The sequence below is a fragment of the Stenotrophomonas sp. YJH_SMC_33 genome (assembly GCF_059372295.1).
This window is the reverse complement of sequence record NZ_JCAFVJ010000008.1, coordinates 60,526-79,202: the sequence shown is the minus strand read 5'-3', so window position 1 is coordinate 79,202 and position 18,677 is coordinate 60,526. Positions and strand designations below refer to the sequence as shown.

The window sequence follows — 18,677 nt, the reverse complement described above, 5'->3', positions numbered from 1 at the left end:
CGGTCCGTCATCCAACGCAGGGAGTGCAGGTCATGACCCATCAGCAGCTGTCCCTGGTGCTTGCCACCAGCCTCGGCCTGGCGCTCACCGCCCCGGCCTCCGCGCAGGAACGTACCCCACCGGCGCCGCACTGCATGGACGCGGTCGGCGTCCAGGAAGTGGAGCAGGCGTCACCGCGTTCAATCGCCCTGCGAGCCGCCTCGGGCCAGGCTTATCGGATCGACTTCAGCGAGGAGTGCCCCGGCGTCCGCGGTGCCACCACGCTGAAACTTGAGGCGCCCGCTGGCTGGGCCTGCGGTCGCCCCAGCGAGCGTGTGGTGGTCGATGGCCGCACCTGCGCGATCAGCGCGGTGACCCCCGTGCAGGATCGCGACTACGCCAACGTGGCCCGCGACAGCGACCGCCTGCGCATGGCCACCCTGCCCGCCCTGACCATCCGCGAGCGCAGGGACATCCGCCGCAGTTTCGGTGGTTCGCCGTCGTACTGCTTTGCCACGCGCAACGTGCGCGCGTGGTCGTCCGACCCGCAGGGCATGCTGGTGGAGACCAATCCGCATCGCAATGGTGGTCACCGCTACTATCGCGTGGAGCTTGGCAGCCACTGCCGCCAGCTCGACCGTGCGCCACAGCTGAGCTTCCACTCCGGCATGCAGAACGGCCTGATCTGTGGCAATCCGGGCGATCGCATCCTTACCGCCGGATTCGAGAAGGGTGACCTGCGCAACGATGCACTGGCGCCGCTGCCGCAGTACACCCACGGCGGCTGCACGATCCAGGCGGTCTATCCGGCTTCCAGCCAGGCGTCGAACTAACCGTCGACGCCGAGGAAGGTGAACGGTGCGCTGGGTACGAACTGGCCCAGCGCATCGCCGGCAAAGGTGTTGCGCTGGTCCTTGCCGAGGTCCAGCTTGAGGACCTGGCCGCCGAAGTCGACCTTGTTCAGATCAACCCAGAAGGTGTTCGGGGTCAACGCCGACTCGAAGAAGTACAACCGCCGCTTGTGGTCGGCTACGGTGCGCCAGCGCGTGGAAGAAATGTTCGGCTCGCCTGGCGTGGTGATGCCATACGGCACCGATGCATTGCGGATCACGCTGAACACGCTGGCCAGCGCCATCACCGGGTCTTCGGACTTGGGAATGGCATTGATGTAGAACGAGGCGCGGGCGAAGCGGTCGGCGGAACGGTTGGTGCCGGGCAGCATCACCGTGCCACCGATCTGCTGCCAATAGCTGTTCAGCGCCAGCTGGTGCTCGAAGATCGGCGAGTTGGTCATCACCTGGTAGCGCCGGTCATGATGGATCACCTGGCGACCGCCGATGTATTCGACGATCGCGCTGTCGCCGCTGGCATCGGACAGCGACAGGTGCAGCGTCGCCTGGCGGTCTTCGCCGGGCACCTTGTCGGTGACGATCGAGTACGGCTCGCGCTTCAACGCGGTGACCGCCTCTTCGACGGTAGCGAAGTTGTCCAGCACATACTGCGCCCACAGCGAAATCGCCAGGCCCGGCTTGCTGCCACGCTTCTGCGGATACTCCGATTCGACCAGCCACAGCAGGTTGGCCACCAGGCCCTTTTCGTTCATGCCGTCGGTGGTCGACACGTCGTAGCCGGTGGCCACCACGCTGCCGTAGCGCGCGGTCCACGCCAGCGACTTCGGGCCGGCCTGGCCGGTGCGCGCAATGCCGCGCGGCAGTATGTAGAGGTTGGTCGCCACATCGACCTTCCAGTCCATCGAGCGCGCGGTGATCACATCGCCGTTGTCACCCAGGTACACCGCACGCGTGCAGGCCAGTGCCGGCGTGGTCGCGGACGCCAACGCCACGGCCAGCATCACCTTTCCTTTCCAGTTCATCCGTGCCATGCACTACGCTCCTTTCCCCGTGATGCATGATCTGATCCGATCCAGGGTGACACCGGAGTGAAGCCTCAGCGCGCGAACCGATCGTGCGCCCAGAAGCCCAGGACCATGGCAGGCACGAACCACAGCGCCTCGCGCGATGCCGCCGCCAGCCCCGCGATGGCCGGGCCCGGGCAGTAGCCGGCCCATCCCCAGCCGATACCGAACAGTGCGGCACCCAGCAGTAGACGCGTATCGACATCGCGCGCGGTGGGCAACTGGAAGCGCATCGCGAACCACGGCCGCGCGCGCCGCAGCGCCCAGCGCTGGCCGGCCGCACTGACCAGCAGCGCCGACCCCAGCACCCATAGCAGGGTGGGATCGAAATCCCCGGTGACATCAAGGAAGCCGAGCACGCGACGCGCATCGGTCATGCCGGAAAGGGCCAGGCCTGCGCCGAACAGCGCACCCGCTACAGCGGCAGCAGCCCTCGGACGACTCATGCCAGGGCTCCACCGTGCCGGACCAGGAAGGTCGTCAGCATCGCGAACGCCATGAATAACAGCACCGCCAGCGACGATCGCTTCGAACCGCGCGCCAGGCCACACACGCCGTGGCCACTGGTACAGCCGCTGCCCAAGCGGGTGCCGAAGCCGACCAGCAGGCCGGCGCCGACCAACTGCCAGGCCGGCAATGCATCACGCAGCAGTGCGCGTGGCGATGCCGCGGGCACCGACTGCCACCACAGCACCAGCCCCGCCGATGCCAGCAGGCCGGCCAGGAATGCCCAGCGCCAGCCACGCTCGCCTTCGGCTGCCCGCAGGCTGCCCGCGGCGATGCCGCTGATGCCCGCCACGCGCCCGATGCTGGCCAGCAACAGCACCGCAGCGGCACCGATCAAGGCGCCGCCGGTGACCGCACCCCAGGGCAGGTTCATGCCCCACCCTCTTCGCCACCGCACATGGAATTGCTCCTTAATTTAGACTACTCTAAATTAGATCATCCTAAACAAAGGAGTCAACATGGTCCGGTCCCTGCCCGACGGCGCAGCCATGGCCGAACACGCTTCAGAGGCAGCCACGCTGCTCAAAGGCCTGGCCCACCCCGCCCGGCTGCGGGTGTTGTGCCGCCTGGTCGAAGGCGAGGCGGCAGTAGCGGAGCTGCAGGCGCTTACCGGGCTGAGCGCGTCGGCGCTGTCCCAGCACCTGGCGGTACTGCGCGCGATGAAGATCGTGGCAACCCGGCGCGAGGCACAGGCGATCCACTATCGGGTGGTCGAAGGGCCTGCGCTGGGTGTGCTGCAGGCCCTGCACGCTGCCTACTGCGGCCGGGCGCGAGGTTGAATGTCAGCCGGCATGCAGCGCCGGCTGCACCACCGTGTCCAGCAGGTCGACCGGTGTCGGCGCCGCGCGATCCCCCTCCAGCGCCCGGCTGAAACCGGCCCAGTCGCTGGATGACAACTGGCGCAGCAGCGCTGCCTCCACCGGCAACGCCCGCATCGACCAGTAGGGAAACTGGCGCTGGCCGAGGCGGCCTCGCGCCAGCTCGATGATGTCGATGTGACTGCCGGCCTGGAGAATGCGCTCATACACCGAGTCGATGCCATCCGGCGGCCCCTCGATGTACTGCAGGAAACGATTGCCATCGTGCAGCAGCACTCCGGTCACCCCCGCCATCTTGTTGAAACGCGCAGCGTCTTCGACCAGCGCCTGCAGGCGTTGGCTGGAGAGCTCCGGCAGCGCCCGGCTGATGTAGGCGATGGCGCGCAATGGCATGGTGCTTCCTTGGCTGGGTGTGAACGCACGGTAGCAGTTGCGGACGAGTCCGTCTCAATACGCCCGCCCGTTCCCTGAAGAATTCAGGTTGCGATGGCGCCCGCCCCGTCCCACCGCCGCGGCAGCACGGCCTCGAACACGACCTGGCCTGCCTCGTTGCGCGCCCCGATCCGGCCGCCGTGCGCGCGCACGAACTGATCCACGATGTACAGGCCCAGCCCCAGTCCCTTGCTCTGGTGGAAACTGGCCTTGAACGGCTCGAACAAGCGCGGCAACAGCGCGTCATCGATATGGCCGGCATTGCTCACCCGCAGCACCACCGCGCGGGCATCGTTGCCATCCAGCTGCACGTGTGCCTCGCTGCCATGCGTCAACGCATTGCCCACCAGGTTTGCTGCGATCTGGCCCAGGCGGTCCATGTCGCCTTGCAGGCGCGTGTCGCCGACGGCGTCGAAACGAATGCGCTCCTGACCGTGGGCACTGCCCGCTTCGGCGATCACCGCACGGGTGACCTCACGCAGGTCGCAGGCGGTAGCCTGCAGCCGCAGGCCACCACTGCGGATCCGCGAAAAGTCCAGCAACTGCTCGACCATCCGCGCCATGCGCAGGGTACTGGCCTCCAGATGCGCCAGTGTCTGCTGCGCGCTGCTGTTGTTCGCCGGAAGCTCCAGCGCCAGCTTGTCGGCACACAACAGGATCGCCGACAGCGGCGTGCGCAGGTCGTGGGTCAACACGGCGGCCATCGTCTCGTTGAGCTTCAGCGCCCGCTCGAGCGCCTCGTTGCGGGCCTTCAGCAGCTGGCGCTGCTGGTACAGCTCGATGAAGACGTTGACCTTGCTCAGGATGACCTGTGGTGCCACCGGCTTGTGCAGGAAATCCACCGCACCGGTTTCGTAGCCCTTGAACGCACGCAGCGGATCGTCCGGCGAGGCGGTCAGGAAGATGATCGGCACCGTGCGGCTGCGATGCGAGCCGCGCATCAGTTCGGCCAGGGTGAAGCCATCGATCTCGGGCATGTGCACATCGAGCAACGCCAGCGCCACCTCGTGCTCCAGCAGCAGCTCCAGCGCCTCCGCGCCCGAACCGGCCAGCAGCAGGTTCACGCCCTCGCGCTGCAACAGCGCCTGCATGGCCACCAGATTCTGCGGCACGTCGTCGACGATCAGCAGGTTGACCGGGGACTGCGACTGCGCAGGGTCCGGCGGCAACAGGTTCATGCAAACAGCTCCTTCAGGCGACGACACATCAGTTCAAGGGGCAGCACGGCATCGGCACCAGCGTGCTGCAGGGCGGAGGCCGGCATCATCGATGCCTCGGCCTCCTCGGGACATTGCAGCCAGGCTCGACCACCGGCGCCGCGCACTGCGGCCACCCCTTCACTGCCATCGCTGCTGGCGCCGGTCAGCAGCAGGGCCAGCACCTGGTCGCCGAATACGGCCGCTGCCGATTCGAACAGCGGATCGATGGCCGGGCGCGAGAACAGCACCGGCGCGTCCACCGACAGCGCCAGCGAGCCGGCGTCTTCCACCAGCAGGTGGTAATCCGGCGGCGCGAAGGTCACCGTGCCACGCAGCAACGGCTGCTTGTCTTCGGCCTCGCGCACCGGCAGCGCGCAGTACGGTGCCAGCACTTCGGCGATGCGGCTGCTGCGATCGCGTGGCAGGTGCAGCACCGCCAGCACCGGCACCGGCAGCGTCGCGGGCAGCGCACCGAGCACCGCCTGCAGGGCCGCGACGCCACCGGCCGAAGCCCCGATCACCAGTACGGCCGGGGGTGTCGGCGTGGCCATCAGGCCACCTTCCGGTACAGGCGATGCTCGCGCGAACAGACCTCGAACGCATCGTGGTGGCACCCGAACTGCAGCGACTCCTTGCTGCCCAGGCCCAGGAAGCCGCGGTGCACCAGCGCTTCACGGAACAGGCCCACCGCGCGGTCCTGCAGGTCGCGGTTGAAATAGATCAGCACGTTGCGGCACGACACCAGGTGTACTTCGGAGAACACCGTGTCGGTGGCCAGGCTGTGGTCGGCAAACACCACGTTGCGGCGCAGCTGCCGATCGAACACCGCGCCATCGTAAGCCGTGGCGTAGTAATCGGACAGCGACGCGGCGCCACCGGCCGCCAGATAGTTGCGGCTGAACTGCGCCATCCGGTCGATGCCATAAGCCCCGGCTTCCGCGGTGGCCAGCGCCGCTGGATTGATGTCGGTGGCGTAGACGATGCTGCGCTCGAGCAGGCCTTCCTCGTGCAACAGGATCGCCAGCGACCAGACTTCTTCGCCCGTGCTGCAACCGGCCACCCACAGCTTCACCGACGGATAGGTGCGCAGTACCGGCACTACCTGCTCGCGCAGCTCACGGAAATAGGCCGGGTCACGGAACATCTCCGAGACCTGCACGGTGAAGAACTGCATCGCCTGCGCGAACAGGTCCGGCTCGTGCAGCAGGCGGTGCTGCAGATCGGCCAGCCGCCCGCACTCATAACGCTGCATGGCCTGGCGGATCCGTCGGCGCAGCGACGACACCGCGTAACTGCGGAAATCGTAGTGGTAGCGCTGGTACAACGCTTCCAGCAGCACCTTCAGCTCCAGGTCGAACAGGGCCTGCTCGTTCATTGCCGCGAGCACCAGACCCGGCACAGCGATACCAGCTTGTCGACGTCGATGGGCTTGGCGATGTAGTCGTTGGCACCGGCCTGCAGGCAGCGCTCACGATCGTCCGGCATGGCCTTGGCGGTCAGCGCGATGATCGGCAGGTCCTGCAGGTGGCGTTGCGCGCGGATCTCGCGCATTGCGGCCAGCCCATCCTTCTCCGGCATCATGATGTCCATCAGCACCAGGTCGACCTCGCGCTCGGCCAGGCGATCCACCGCTTCCTGGCCATTGCGTGCGATCTCCAGAGTCACGCCCAGCGGTTCAAGCACACTGGACAGTGCGAAGATGTTGCGCACGTCGTCCTCGGCCAGCAGCACCGTCCGACCGTCGAGCACAGTATCGCGACGGCGCGCCTCGCGCAGCAGGCGCTGCTGGTCGGTCGGCAGGCTGGCCTCCACGCTGTGCAGGAACAGGGTGACCTCGTCCAGCAGGCGCTCGGGCGAACGTGCGCCCTTGATGATGATGCTCTTGGAATAGCGACGCAGGCGCTGCTCTTCCTCGCGGCTGAGCGCGCGACCGGTGTAGACGATCACCGGCGGGAAACCGACATCGTCGTTGCCGGCCATGTGCTCGAGCAGGTCGTAGCCACTGCCGTCGGGCAGCGACAGGTCCATCACCATGCAGTCGAACGTGACCGTGCTGAGCTGTTCCAGTGCGCCGGCCAGGGTGCCCACCGCGACGATCTGCAGCTGGTCGCGGCCCAGCAGCAGTTCCAGGTTGCGGCGCAGCTCGCTGTCGTCCTCGACGATCAGCAGCCGCCGCACGTCGCGTTGGCTGGTCTGTTCCAGCTGCTCGATGGCCGTCACCAGCCGCTCGCGCGTGGTCGGCTTGATCGCAAACCCGATCGCGCCCAGCTCGCGCGCCACCTGGCTGCGATCCGTGGCCGAGACCACATGCACCGGGATATGGCGGGTATCCGGGTTGCGCTTCAGCCGCTCCAGCACGCTCAGCCCGGACACATCGGGCAGGCCGATGTCGAGCAGGATGCCATTCGGGCGCAGTTCGCTGGCCAGGGCCAGCGCCTCTTCCGCCGTGCCCGCCACCACACAGTCGAAGTCCAGTTCATGGGCCAGGGCCACCAGCGCTTCGGCGAACGTGGCATCGTCCTCCACCGCCAGGATCAGGCGACCGGCGCGCTGCCGGCGACCACGGTCGTCGGCCACGCCGGCCGTCGCAGTGACCGGCGCTGCCGCGCTCGCAACGCGCACGGGCGCGGCTGGCAGCACGGCCGGTGCCGCCGGCGGCGCTGCCAAGGGACCCTCGGCAGCGTCAGCCGCGCTCGCGGCGGGCGCACCCTGCAACGGCAGCTCCAGGATGAAGCAGCTGCCGCGTCCGGGCTCACTGTCGACCTGGATGCCACCGCCCATGCGCTCGGCCAGATCGCGCGAGATCGACAGGCCCAGCCCGGTACCGCCGTAGCGACGGCGGGTGCTGCCGTCGGCCTGGCGGAAGGCTTCAAAGATGACGTCCAGCTGCTCGCGGGCAATGCCGATGCCGGTGTCGCAGACCTCGAACCGGATGCGGCCGTTACCGCCGGCACGCACGTGCAGGCTGACCTTTCCATGCTCGGTGAACTTCACTGCGTTGGCCAGCAGGTTCTTCAGGATCTGCTGCAGCCGCTGGCTGTCGACCACCAGCTGGGTCGGTGCCAGCGCGTCGGCTTCGATCTGCAACGCCAGGCCCTTCTGCCGCGCCATCGGTTCGAAGGTCTCGCGCAGGCGCTGCAGCGCGCTCTCGACCACCACCACTTCATCGGACAGTTCGACGTGGCCGGCCTCGATGCGCGACAGGTCCAGGATGTCGTTGATCAGCGCCAGCAGGTCGTTGTTGGACGAGAGGATCGCACGCGCGTACTTCACCTGCTCCTCGGTGAGCGTGCCATCCTTGTTGTCGGCCAGCAGCTTGGCCAGGATCAGCGAGCTGTTCAGCGGCGTGCGCAGCTCATGCGACATGTTGGCCAGGAACTCGGACTTGTAGCGCGAGGTCGCGGCCAGCTCGTTGCTGTTGCGCACCAGCTGGCTCTGCGCCACCAGCAGCGCCTGCTTCTGCGCCTCCAGCTCGTGGGTGCGCTCTTCCAGCTGCACGTTGCTCTGTTCCAGCTCGGCCTGCTGTTCTTCCAGGTGGCTCTGCGACTGGAGCAGGCTGCGGCTCTGCTCTTCCAGTTCTTCGTTGGCCACGCGCAGCTCTTCCTGCTGGGCCTGCAGCTCTTCACCCTGGCGCTGCGACTCTTCCAGCAGCACCACCAGCTGCGCACGCAGCAGCGATGCGCGCAGCGCCATGCCGACGGTCTCCGCACAGCGCTCCAGAAGTTCGCGATCCAGGTCACGCAGTTCGCCCACCTTGGCGCGACCCAGCTCGATGACCCCGACCACCGCGCCATCGCTGCTGATCGGCGCCAGGATGCGCTCGCGCACCGGCAACCGGCCGAGGCTGGTCTGCAGTTCAAGCACGGCGGCATCATCGCCGTGCAGGTGGCGGATGCGTTCATCACGAGCGACCTGCCCGGCCAGCCCTTCGTGAAGGGCCAGCGACGCTGGCGTTCCCGCAGGCAAGGCGATGCCACCGGTCAGCTGCAACCGCCCGCCTTCCAGTCGGTAGACCGCACCTACCTCCGCGCCGAGCTGCGCGGCCAGGCTTGTCGCTGCAGCCTCGGCGATCTGTTCCGGCCCCAGGTCACCGCGAAGGCTCGTCGCCACCGCGTTCTCGGCTTCCTGCAGCCAGAGCGCGCGCATGGCCTGGCGCCGGGCCTGGATCGCGCGCGAGACGATCAGTGCGATCATCAGGAAGGCACAGCCGCCAATGGTCCGGTTGACGAAGGAGAACGCCGAGTTGGAACTGGCGGGCGCGACGTTGAAGCCGATGACCAGCAGGAGGCAGGACAGCAGGGCCACCACGAACGGCGCCCGCGCGCTGCGCTGGAACACCGTGACGCCAACAGCCAGGAAGTAGGCCAGCCATACGGCATAGCCGAGCGGGACGACCAGTTCCAACGCGATGGTCGCGGCCAGCAGCACAGCGGACGTCATCCAGATCCAGCGGTCACGCGTAGTCGCACCAGGACGCATGCAGGTCGGTTCCAGAAGGCAAAGGGTGGAAGATGGTACTCCGTGTCGCATTCAGCCGCACAGGACAAATGGCACGTGTCAGGTGTGCACGCATCCTTCACACTTGAATGCCTAGCTTCACGTCCCTCACAGGGGTAACACTTATTTACACGTGGACGCAGCTGCCTCTACGACGTCCGTGCTGACGGACCCTTCCCGACAACTGCGACTGCTGATCGACAGCGTGCGCGATCATGCGCTGTACCTGCTTGATCCTGAAGGCATCGTCTGCAGCTGGAACCCCGGCGCCGAACGCATCAAAGGCTATTCAGCCGACGAAGTGGTGGGAACCCACTTCAGCCGCTTCTACCTGGCCAGCGACCGCGAGGCCGGCGAACCGCAGCGCCTGCTCCGCGTCGCAGCGCAACAAGGGCATGTCGCCAGCGAGGGCTGGCGGGTACGCCGTGATGGCTCGTCGTTCCGCGCCAGCGTGGTCATCGAGCCGGTCGTCGAAGCGGGCGAACTGCTCGGCTTCGTCAAGATCACCCGTGACATCACCGAGCAGTGGCAGGCGCAACGGCTGCTGCGTGATGCCCAGCGTGCGCTGCGCAATACCCAGCAGTTCGAAACGGTCGGCCGGCTCAGCCGCGGCCTGTCGCACGAGTTCAACAACCTGCTGACCACCATCGGCAACGCGCTGGACCTGCTGTCGCTGCGCGTCAGCGGTGACGATGCACGCGCGGCCGAGCTGCTGGATGCCGCGCAGGCGGCCACTGACCGTGGCGCGCTGCTGACCCGCCAGCTGCTGGCCTTCAGCACCGGCCAGACCCTGATCCGCGAACCGGTGGACATCAACACGCTGGTGCGGCAGTGGCTGCCGGACCTGCAACGCGCCTGCCCGCCCACGGTGACGCTGGATGCCCATCTCACCCCCGGCCTGCCGCAGGTGAGCACCGATGCGATGCAATTGCAGACCGCCCTGGCAAACCTGGTGGCCAATGCCGTGGAGGCCACCGCCGATGGCGGCCGCATCCTGATCGGCACCGCACTGGAACATCGCCTCGACCCGGATGCGGACACCACGCTGCAACGCGGCTATGTCACCCTCAGCGTCTGCGACGAAGGCCACGGCATGGCCGCCGACATCGCCGAGCGGGCCAGCGAGCCCTTCTTCACCACCAAGGACATCGGCAAGGGCAGCGGCCTGGGCCTGAGCCAGGTGTTCGGATTCACTACCCAGAGCGGCGGCTTCGTCGATGTGTCCACCACCCCCGGTGTCGGCACCACGGTCAGCCTGCTACTCCCCGCAACAGAGGATGCAACCGATGACCGATGAACCGATCCGCGTACTGATGGTGGAGGACCAGAACGATCTGCGCGAGATGATCGGCATGGCCCTGCGCGATTTCGGCATCGAGGTATCCACCACCGCCGACGGCCATGAAGCTGCCGCGTTGCTGAAAGGCGACGCACGCTTCGACGTGGTGTTCAGCGATGTCAGCATGCCAAACGGCATGTCCGGTATCGAGCTGAGCGAGCATGTGGCGCGCGAACAGCCGCAGGCGCGGATGATCCTCTCATCCGGATATGCGCGCTCGCAGCTGCCGCCACTGCCCGATCAGGTGGAATTCCTGCCCAAGCCGTATCGTTTGCGCCAGCTGGTGGAGCTGCTGAAGCAGGATTGAGGAAGGCCGGTCAAGCGCTCGACGGCCCTCATCCCTGACGCCCCAACGGCTTGTGGTCATCCTGCGGGCAATGGTGTGCCCTGAAGGCCGCCACGCCGGAGCAGCGTTCAGCCCGAGGTGCGCTGCATGAACAAAAGGTCGGGGGTCGAGAACGCTTCAACCTGCTGGAAACCGAGGTCCCGGTACAGCGCCACGGCAGCCGTGTTGTCACGATAGACGCGCAGGGTGAGCTGCTGCACATCCGCTTGGCCCAGGGCCTGTGCACTCAATGCCTGCATGAGCAGCCGGCCAAGGCCGCGCCCGCGTGCCAGCGGGGAAACGATGATGCGGCCCAGATGTGCGGTGCGGGCGTCAGTCATCCAGTATTGGCCGAATCCAACGCAGGTACCCTGCTCGTCCAGCAGCGCCCAGCCTGGGCGCGACCCGAGTTCGAGCACCTGCGCGAACCGTTCCGGCAGCAGGGGAAACGGCACACCGGGGCCTGCCCAGCGCCGGGTCGCCTCGGCTGATTCAGGCCAGTTGGCCACGATGGCGTAGTGCGACGGCTGGACGGGGCGAAGCTGGGGGCTCATGGCGTTCATGGTGCGTCATCTGCGGCAGGCCTACACGCTGCGCGGCCGCATTTGGGATCTGCCATAGGGCAATAGATTCCAGACGCGCCGCCATCACGCCCCGTGTGCCGCCGCACCCAGCCCAGCCCGGTTTCGCGTGTTCAAAGGCCTCGGCGCGTTTCCCGTTGCCCCGCCCTCTGAAGCGGGTGTTTTCGCGACTGATCGGGCGCGTGACCGGCAGCCACGCCCACGTGGATTCGCGTCATGGCCTGCGCGGCGGCGGCGCTGGGCTGTCTGGGGAGGACTGCCTGCCGCTGCCGTCCGGCGAGCGGTTGCCATGCGGCTGTAGCAGATGGTGACCCCGGCCCGATTCGAACGGGCGACCTTCCCCTTAGGAGGGGGACGCTCTATCCAGCTGAGCTACGGGGCCATTGGCAGCGGAGAAGGATACCTCGTCTGGCTGAATGGACCAAGCGCCGGGCGTTCTGCACAGCGCCCGGACTCGATATGCTGGCCCGCCGCGACCCGTTGTGAACTGGATGTCCGACGTCTGGCGAACCCTCTCCGCCCTTGGCGACAGCCGCTGGCTGCTGCCGATGGCCCTGGTGCTGCTGTTCACCCTCCCCCGCGCAGACGCACGCCTGAAATGGCGATGGCTGCTGGCCATCGCCGTCACCGCCGGCATCACGCTTGCTTCGAAGCTCGCCTTCATGGGCTGGGGGATTGGCATCAAGAGCGTGCACTTCACCGGCTTCTCCGGGCATGCGGCAATGTCCAGCGTCATCTACCCAGTTGTTGGAGTGTTGCTCGCTGGCCCCGGCAGGCGCGCTCGGACGTTCGGCCTGGTCATCGGTGTGCTGCTGGCCACCGCCATTGCCGGGTCACGAATCCCGCTGCATGCACATAGCCTGTCGGAAGTCGTTGCCGGCCTGGCACTTGGGCTGAGCTGCAGCACATTGGCACTGTGCGCCGCATCACCCATCGGTCGCCCGCCTGCGATGGCTGTTTTCGCTGCCGTAGTTGCGGGGATAGTCCTACCCTTTACCCTACCCGACCTTCATACCCATCAGCTCGTGATCGCACTGGCGAAGTTCATCTCCGGCAGGTCTGAGATCTTCCAACACTTCTGAGAACCGCCAACATGACTCCACATTTCCTTCACGTTCCTTGACAGGACAAATGAATAGCAGCCAACATAGCGGTGGAAAATTTCCCTCACGGAGTAGGAGACCCCGTAGATGAAGAAGATGATTGCCGCCCTGGCCCTGCTGGGCCTGTCCTCGCCGGTGTTCGCTCAGGAAGTCCCGGCTGCGGAAGCCTCGACGGAGGGGGCGGTTGCTACCACTGCCGCTGGCGCCGAGGCCGCAGGCATTTCCACCGCCGCCATCGTCGGCACCAGCGTCATCGCTGTGGCAGCTGGCGCAGTGCTCTACAGCGTGGCTGGCGACAGCTCCAGCGGCGAGCGCGACAACGGCGGGAACGATGGCACTGGCGGTACGGGTGGCACTGGCGGTACGGGTGGCACTGGCGGTACGGGTGGCACCGGCGGTACGGGTGGCACCGGCGGCTGATCCAGGCCGAGCCTGCCCCAAGCCCTCGCCGGGCTCCGGCGAGGGTTTTTTATGCCCGAATTTCTCTCGATATGGCCATGACCAAGAAGCACTTTCGAATCGCTGCCGCGCTGCTGGCGGCCTCAGCCCTGCCCGGCTGCATGTGGTCCCCCGGGCAACATCTGCGCAGCTCTGAACTGATCCGCTCCCAGACCAGCGACGACGGTCAGCTGCAGCTGGTGCCGATCACTGCCAAGCTCATCGCGATGGATGCCGCGTCCGAAAGTGAGCAGTCACTGCCCGAAGCCCTTCTGAATTATGTCCCCGGCCAGTACCGCATCGGCATCGGCGACTCCCTGTACATCACCGTTTGGGATCACCCGGAACTGACCGTGCCAGCGGGCCCCCAACAGACGCCTAATCTGGCCGGGCGCACCGTGCAGAGCGACGGCTCGTTCTTCTATCCCTACATCGGCGTGGTCGAGGCCGATGGCAAGACCCCCAGCCAGGTCCGCGAAGAAGTAGCACGCCGCCTGGCCAAATACATCGAATCGCCGCAAGTGGACGTCTCGGTGCTGACCTACGCCAGCAAGCGTGTATGGGTAACCGGTGCAGCGCAGCAGTCAACGCCGGTGACGCTCGGCACGGCACCACTGACCCTGTCCGATGCGATCAGCCAGGCCGGCCTCAGTTCGGCCGGAGCCGACCTGTCCGGCGTGCAGCTCAGCCGCGACGGTGCCAGTTACACGATCGATCTTGAAGCACTGGCATCCCGCTACGGCGGTCGTCAGATCTACCTGAAGGATGGGGACTCGATCTACGTGCCCTTCCTGGATCGCAAGGAGATCTTTGTTGTCGGCGAAGTCGGGCAGCCCGGCGCCTTCAGCTTCCGCACAGGCGACGTGACACTGAACCAAGCCATCGGCCGTGCGCGCGGACTCAGCCAGACCACCGCCAACGGTAAGGCCGTCTACGTCATCCGCGGATCGCGCAATCTGCTGGAGCAGCCCTCGGTCGTCTACCAGCTTGACGCGCAGTCACCGGCCGCATTCGCTGTCGGCAGCCAGTTCCACCTGGTTCCTGGCGACGTGGTGTTTGTCGGCGCGGCCGGCGTAACGCGCTGGAGCCGCTTCGTGAACCAGCTGCTGCCGTTCACCTCGATCCTGAGCAATGCTGCAAGCGCACGCAACGATCTGAGCAACTGATATGCGATGGATGACGTCGGTGGCCGCTGCTGGCCGCCTGCCAAGGAACGGCACCTGGGCGCGCGCCTTCTGGCTCGCGCCCCCGGCACTGGCAGCACTGCTGTCCGGTTGCACGACCGCGAGCCGGGCGACCGCTGACAGCATCATGCAGCTGGTGCATCGCCAGCCGTCCTATACGACGCAACAGGTGCTGCGCACGCCCTATCCGCAGGCAGATGTGCAGACCCCGGACATCCGTGGCCTGGTCGTACTGGGCTACGTGGACGACGGCCAGCAGGTGTGGATGGCGGGCAAGCATGCCGTGCTGCGCCTGTCGGCCACCGGCGTGCTCGTGTCCCTCAGCAAACAGGACGCGCAGTACGCCACCACCGTCGAGGACGAAGCACTGTTCGCCGACCTTCGCAGCACCGCCGATGGCGCCAGCGTCGTGCGGCACTACGACCGCACACCCGGCTACGCGATGAGCGTCGAGGTTGTCGGTACGATCCGCGCGAAGGGCGAAGACACGGTCACCCTCCTCGACAAGCGCCGCACGCTGCTGCGCTTTGACGAACAGCTCAGCGGGGGCGACATGCGCGCGACCAACAGCTATTGGGTCGACCCTGCCGACGGCTTCATCTGGAAGAGCCGGCAGTTTCTCGCCCCGGGCTATCCGGTCGACCTTGTCCATCTAAAGCCCTATCGGCCGGCAGGACGCTGATCCATGCACAGATTCACCCTGCAGATTGCCGCATTGGTGGCGGCCATCGTGATCCCCTCGGCGAACAGTTTCGGCGCAGACGCCGCGCTGTTCAGCGGAGCCGTGCAACAGCCTGGAATGCACCGTGGCGACGATGGCGGACGCCTCGCAGCCGCGCTTCTTGCTGCTCGACCCGCGCCCGATGCGTTCCTGCCGGCAACACTGTTTGCCCGGCAGGGCGCTCGGCTGGCGCAGGTTCGATTGAAGGCAGGCGTGCTGCATGATCTGCAGACACTGAGCGAGGGTGGCGACGACGCGCTCCGCCAGCTCTCTGAACGCCTGGCGCGCTGGATCGAGGACATGCCGGTCACCGGACGTGTCCCGCTTTTGGCCGACCCCCGCCTCATGCAGCTGCAACCCCGATGGAACCCGCCGATCCAAGCAGGTGATTCGGTGCGCCTGTTCCAGCGGCCCGCCACCATCCAGGTGGTCGGAGCGGTTGCCGAGCACTGCACCCTCCCCCATCAGCCATTGCGCAGCGCATTGGAGTACGTGAAGGACTGCGCCGCCACGGCCTTTGCTGATGCCGACACCGTGCTGGTCATCCAGGTCGACGGCACCGTACAGACGCTGGGCGCCGCTGCCTGGAACCGCGCTGACCCGCAACCGGTTTCGCCGGGCGGGGTGGTGCTGGTGCCGTTCGCAACGAAGTACATCCGATCGGTGGACGCCGAATTCAACGCAGACCTTGCTGCTCTCATTGCGACCCAGGCCGCCACACCGTGATCCATAGTCTCCGCAACACTACGGGCCGCAAGGTGCGTGCCACGCTGGCCCTGTCCCTGCTATCGATGTCCGTCTGTGCCGCACTGCGTGCGCAGGAAGCACCACCACCGACCTCCAGCGAATGGGGTGGCATCGGCCTGCTGCAGACACCGACCGCGCGCATGGCCGACGACGGCGACATCGCGATCACCGCTTCGCACAACTCGCCGTACAGCCGCTACAACGTGACGATGCAGCCGCTTCCCTGGCTGGAGGGTTCGTTCCGGTACATCAACGTCGCCAACCTCCGCTACGGCATTCCTTCGGTCAGCGGTGACCAGAATTACAAGGACAAGTCGATCGACTTCAAGGTTCGCCTGCTCGAGGAATCCCATTGGATTCCCGAGGTAGCCTTTGGTGTCCGTGACCTCGGCGGAACCGGCCTGTTCTCCAGCGAATATCTGGTGGCCAGCAAGCGCTACGGAAGCTTCGATGCATCACTGGGTGTAGCAACCGGTTACATCGGCAATCGCGGCGACTTTTCCAACCCGCTGGGCGCCATTGACGACCGCTTCAAGGAGCGGCCAATGCCGACCAGCGCCATTGTCAATGCAGGCAAATTCGGCGCCAGTGCAATGTTCCGTGGTCCGGTTGGGGTCTTCGGCGGCGTCTCCTACCAGACACCGCTTGAACAGCTCATCGTGAAAGTCGAATACGACGGCAACGACTACCGCCGGGAGCCGCGCGGCGCCAACCTCAACCAGTCCACCCCCATCAACGTCGGCCTCGTCTATCGCCCCAGCAAGGTGGTTGAGCTGACGGCCGCCTGGGAGCGCGGCGACGCCGCCATGTTCTCACTGACGTTGCGTGGCAACCCTGGCGGCTCACGTAGCGCGCCGAAATCGTTGGACCCCCTGCCCCTCGCCCTTGAAGGTGACCACCACCAGGCAAGAGAACTGGGCGCGGCCCCAACCGGAGCAGCGCCGACACCGCACGACTGGGGTGCGATCACGGCGGATCTGAGATCCAATGCAGGATTCAACCTGCAGCGGGCCTCCGTGCAAGGGAAGGAACTCATCCTGATCGGATCGCAATCGCGCTATTTCAACCCGGCCAAAGGCCTGGGCCGCTCGTCGCGTGTCCTCTCCCATCATCTGGGCGATCAGTACGACTGGTACACGCTGCGCACCGAACGCCTGGGCATGCCCATCGCCGACATGTCCGTCAAGCGCGATGCATTTGAGGGCTATGTGAACGGCAGCGTCGACGAAGCAACCCTCAAGCGGAGCACCGAGCTCAGCGCGCCAGGGACCACCGAGGGGCACGAGCTGTTCAAACCGAAGCGTTCGCCCTTTGGAAGCGGCTTCAGCTTCGGGTACCGACAGAACCTTGGCGGCCCGGATGGCTTCATCCTGTACCAGGTGTCGGCCAACTACAGCGCCAGCTACTTCTTCGGCAAGAACGTCTGGTTGACTGGCAGTGCAAGCCAGAACCTGCTCAACAACTACGACAAGTTCAAGTACGACGCACCGAGCAACCTGCCGCGCGTCCGAACCGACGTGCGCAAGTACACGCGCACCTCGGACTTCACGATTCCCAATCTGCAGTTGAACCTGTCGCGACGGCTGTCCCGCGACGTCTACGCCATCGCCTATGCAGGCTACCTGGAGTGGATGTACGCCGGCGCCGGCAGCGAAGTGCTGTATCGCCCGATGGATCAGCCTTGGGCGATCAGCGCCAACATCAACTGGGTCAAGCAGCGTGACTTCAACCAGCGCTTTGGCTTGCGCGACTACTCGACCACCACCGGTCACGCGACGCTCTACTATGCTTTCGGAGATCAGCAGCGGGTTATTGCTTCGCTGAGCGCTGGCCGGTACCTGGCAGGCGACTACGGTGCCACCGCCAACGTGGCGCGGGTCTTCCGCAACGGCGTCACCATGGGTGCCTACGCGACCAAGACCAACGTCAGCTCCGCCGAGTTCGGCGAAGGCAGCTTCGACAAGGGCATCTACTTCAGCATCCCGTTTGACACCCTGCTACCTCGATCGACTCCGGCCAGGGCTACGCTCACCTGGAACCCGCTGATCCGTGACGGTGGCGCCATGCTTGCAAGGAAGTACCCGCTCTACAACCTCACGGGCGAGCGCGACGAGCGCTTCTTCTACGAGAATATCCAGGGTATCGCTGATTGATTCTTCAAACAGATGCGGCCACTCGAACCCTCGAGTGGCCGAAGAGTCAGTAGCTTTTGATCAGGCGGGCCGGCACGCCACCGATGACCGAATACGGCGGGAAGCGGGAATTGACCACGCTGCCAGCCGCCACGACGCTGGAGTGCCCCACTTCGCTTCCGGCAAGCAGGGTGACCTTTGCGCCGATCCAGCAGTTGGCGCCGACCACCACCGGCGCCCGGGCAGTACCCTGCTCACGGATCAGGCGCTGCTTATCGGAGAACTCATGATTCTCCGGATGCACACTGAAGTACTGCCCGACGATTGTGTCCTCGCCAATGGACACGCCTCCAGAGCCACCAATCCGGCAGAACTCGCCAATACCGACGCGATGGCCGATGGATATGCCCTCACCCAGGTGGGTCAGGCTGCCAGAGCAGATCAGCCGACCAAAGTCACCGATCTTCACGCTATCACCGAAGGTGATGCCGGAAGCGCCAAGGCCATCAAGCACGACGAAATCACCCAGCCGCACACCCTTCCCCAGGCGGATGCGCGAGGCACAGCGCACCACGACGCCTCGCCCGCGAAACAACGGCGACAGCCACGACTCACGCACACCCAACGTGAGCGCGCCCCGGATCAGACAAATGCCGTACTCCAGCGAGAGTCGTAGCTTGTAGGAAAGAGGAACGCGTTCATCCAGTTGTATGCGCAGCGAAAGGAGCGAGCCAAGGCGGCTGAGTAGTGTCATGGGAGG

General features: G+C 66.0%; 20 protein-coding genes and 1 tRNA gene. 10 read left to right on the top strand and 11 right to left on the bottom strand.

Features of this window, described 5'->3' with window-relative positions; all coding sequences use genetic code 11:
* Window positions 1-32 precede the first annotated feature (32 nt).
* Window positions 33-812, top strand: a complete 780-nt coding sequence (locus AC5P9W_RS13590) for a DUF6491 family protein (RefSeq protein WP_021202844.1) — start codon at window positions 33-35, stop codon at window positions 810-812.
* Here the strand turns inward: AC5P9W_RS13590 and AC5P9W_RS13585 are convergent.
* The 3 genes from AC5P9W_RS13585 to AC5P9W_RS13575 all read right to left on the bottom strand — a co-directional run bounded on the left by AC5P9W_RS13585 (window position 809) and on the right by AC5P9W_RS13575 (window position 2,774).
* Window positions 809-1,861 carry a linear amide C-N hydrolase gene (locus tag AC5P9W_RS13585; RefSeq protein WP_495219315.1) on the bottom strand — a complete coding sequence of 351 codons (1,053 nt, stop codon included), beginning with the start codon at window positions 1,859-1,861 and terminating at the stop codon, window positions 809-811. The two genes, AC5P9W_RS13590 and AC5P9W_RS13585, sit on opposite strands and share 4 nt — an antisense overlap.
* 65 nt (window positions 1,862-1,926) lie before the next feature.
* Window positions 1,927-2,340, bottom strand: coding sequence for a DUF6691 family protein (locus AC5P9W_RS13580; RefSeq protein WP_134731443.1), 414 nt, complete (start codon window positions 2,338-2,340; stop codon window positions 1,927-1,929).
* Window positions 2,337-2,774, bottom strand: coding sequence for a YeeE/YedE family protein (locus AC5P9W_RS13575; RefSeq protein ID WP_058982685.1), 438 nt, complete (start codon window positions 2,772-2,774; stop codon window positions 2,337-2,339). The genes AC5P9W_RS13580 and AC5P9W_RS13575 overlap by 4 nt, the downstream gene beginning before the upstream one ends.
* Before the next feature lie 85 nt (window positions 2,775-2,859).
* Here AC5P9W_RS13575 and AC5P9W_RS13570 point away from each other — a divergent pair, with 85 nt between their 5' ends.
* Window positions 2,860-3,180, top strand: coding sequence for an ArsR/SmtB family transcription factor (locus AC5P9W_RS13570; protein WP_134731441.1), 321 nt, complete (start codon window positions 2,860-2,862; stop codon window positions 3,178-3,180).
* 3 nt (window positions 3,181-3,183) lie between these two features.
* Here the strand turns inward: AC5P9W_RS13570 and AC5P9W_RS13565 are convergent, their stop codons facing one another.
* From AC5P9W_RS13565 to AC5P9W_RS13545, 5 genes are all read right to left on the bottom strand, one after another.
* Window positions 3,184-3,612, bottom strand: coding sequence for a BLUF domain-containing protein (locus AC5P9W_RS13565; protein ID WP_019661399.1), 429 nt, complete (start codon window positions 3,610-3,612; stop codon window positions 3,184-3,186).
* Between the two features lie 83 nt (window positions 3,613-3,695).
* A complete protein-coding gene (locus AC5P9W_RS13560; RefSeq protein ID WP_134735659.1) occupies window positions 3,696-4,829 on the bottom strand; it encodes a response regulator in 1,134 nt (377 codons plus the stop codon).
* Entirely contained in the window at window positions 4,826-5,401 is a 576-nt protein-coding gene (locus AC5P9W_RS13555; protein WP_019661397.1) for a chemotaxis protein CheB, read from the bottom strand. Before AC5P9W_RS13555 ends, AC5P9W_RS13560 begins: the two co-directional genes overlap by 4 nt.
* Window positions 5,401-6,225, bottom strand: coding sequence for a CheR family methyltransferase (locus AC5P9W_RS13550; protein ID WP_019661396.1), 825 nt, complete (start codon window positions 6,223-6,225; stop codon window positions 5,401-5,403). Before AC5P9W_RS13550 ends, AC5P9W_RS13555 begins: the two co-directional genes overlap by 1 nt.
* Window positions 6,222-9,329, bottom strand: coding sequence for a response regulator (locus AC5P9W_RS13545; protein ID WP_164144279.1), 3,108 nt, complete (start codon window positions 9,327-9,329; stop codon window positions 6,222-6,224). Before AC5P9W_RS13545 ends, AC5P9W_RS13550 begins: the two co-directional genes overlap by 4 nt.
* 151 nt (window positions 9,330-9,480) lie before the next feature.
* On the opposite strand from AC5P9W_RS13545, the gene AC5P9W_RS13540 reads away from it, so the two are divergent.
* A complete protein-coding gene (locus tag AC5P9W_RS13540; protein ID WP_407073566.1) occupies window positions 9,481-10,644 on the top strand; it encodes a two-component system sensor histidine kinase NtrB in 1,164 nt (387 codons plus the stop codon).
* Window positions 10,634-10,993, top strand: coding sequence for a response regulator (locus AC5P9W_RS13535; RefSeq protein ID WP_021202849.1), 360 nt, complete (start codon window positions 10,634-10,636; stop codon window positions 10,991-10,993). Before AC5P9W_RS13540 ends, AC5P9W_RS13535 begins: the two co-directional genes overlap by 11 nt.
* 107 nt (window positions 10,994-11,100) lie before the next feature.
* On the opposite strand, the gene AC5P9W_RS13530 is transcribed toward AC5P9W_RS13535, so the two are convergent.
* Window positions 11,101-11,565 (bottom strand): GNAT family N-acetyltransferase, encoded by a 465-nt coding sequence (locus tag AC5P9W_RS13530; RefSeq protein WP_111099126.1) that lies wholly within the window; start codon window positions 11,563-11,565, stop codon window positions 11,101-11,103.
* 332 nt (window positions 11,566-11,897) lie between these two features.
* Window positions 11,898-11,974: transfer RNA gene (locus AC5P9W_RS13525), tRNA-Arg, on the bottom strand.
* Between the two features lie 109 nt (window positions 11,975-12,083).
* Here AC5P9W_RS13525 and AC5P9W_RS13520 point away from each other — a divergent pair.
* The 6 genes from AC5P9W_RS13520 to AC5P9W_RS13495 all read left to right on the top strand — a co-directional run bounded on the left by AC5P9W_RS13520 (window position 12,084) and on the right by AC5P9W_RS13495 (window position 17,938).
* Window positions 12,084-12,674 carry a phosphatase PAP2 family protein gene (locus tag AC5P9W_RS13520; protein ID WP_346483762.1) on the top strand — a complete coding sequence of 197 codons (591 nt, stop codon included), beginning with the start codon at window positions 12,084-12,086 and terminating at the stop codon, window positions 12,672-12,674.
* A 108-nt stretch (window positions 12,675-12,782) separates the two neighbouring features.
* Window positions 12,783-13,115 carry a hypothetical protein gene (locus AC5P9W_RS13515; protein ID WP_031269856.1) on the top strand — a complete coding sequence of 111 codons (333 nt, stop codon included), beginning with the start codon at window positions 12,783-12,785 and terminating at the stop codon, window positions 13,113-13,115.
* A 77-nt stretch (window positions 13,116-13,192) separates the two neighbouring features.
* Window positions 13,193-14,299 carry a polysaccharide biosynthesis/export family protein gene (locus AC5P9W_RS13510; protein ID WP_031269857.1) on the top strand — a complete coding sequence of 369 codons (1,107 nt, stop codon included), beginning with the start codon at window positions 13,193-13,195 and terminating at the stop codon, window positions 14,297-14,299.
* Between the two features lie 19 nt (window positions 14,300-14,318).
* The gene (locus tag AC5P9W_RS13505; RefSeq protein WP_495219314.1) at window positions 14,319-14,999 is read left to right on the top strand and encodes a YjbF family lipoprotein; all 681 of its coding nucleotides are present in this window, start codon (window positions 14,319-14,321) and stop codon (window positions 14,997-14,999) included.
* 3 nt (window positions 15,000-15,002) lie between these two features.
* Complete coding sequence (locus AC5P9W_RS13500; protein ID WP_021202854.1) at window positions 15,003-15,764, top strand: capsule biosynthesis GfcC family protein; 762 nt, start codon at window positions 15,003-15,005, stop codon at window positions 15,762-15,764.
* Window positions 15,765-15,796: 32 nt separating this feature from the next.
* Window positions 15,797-17,938 carry a YjbH domain-containing protein gene (locus tag AC5P9W_RS13495; RefSeq protein WP_031269862.1) on the top strand — a complete coding sequence of 714 codons (2,142 nt, stop codon included), beginning with the start codon at window positions 15,797-15,799 and terminating at the stop codon, window positions 17,936-17,938.
* A gap of 46 nt (window positions 17,939-17,984) precedes the next feature.
* Here AC5P9W_RS13495 and AC5P9W_RS13490 read toward each other — a convergent pair whose 3' ends face one another.
* A complete protein-coding gene (locus AC5P9W_RS13490; RefSeq protein ID WP_193743835.1) occupies window positions 17,985-18,671 on the bottom strand; it encodes an acyltransferase in 687 nt (228 codons plus the stop codon).
* Window positions 18,672-18,677 lie beyond the last annotated feature (6 nt).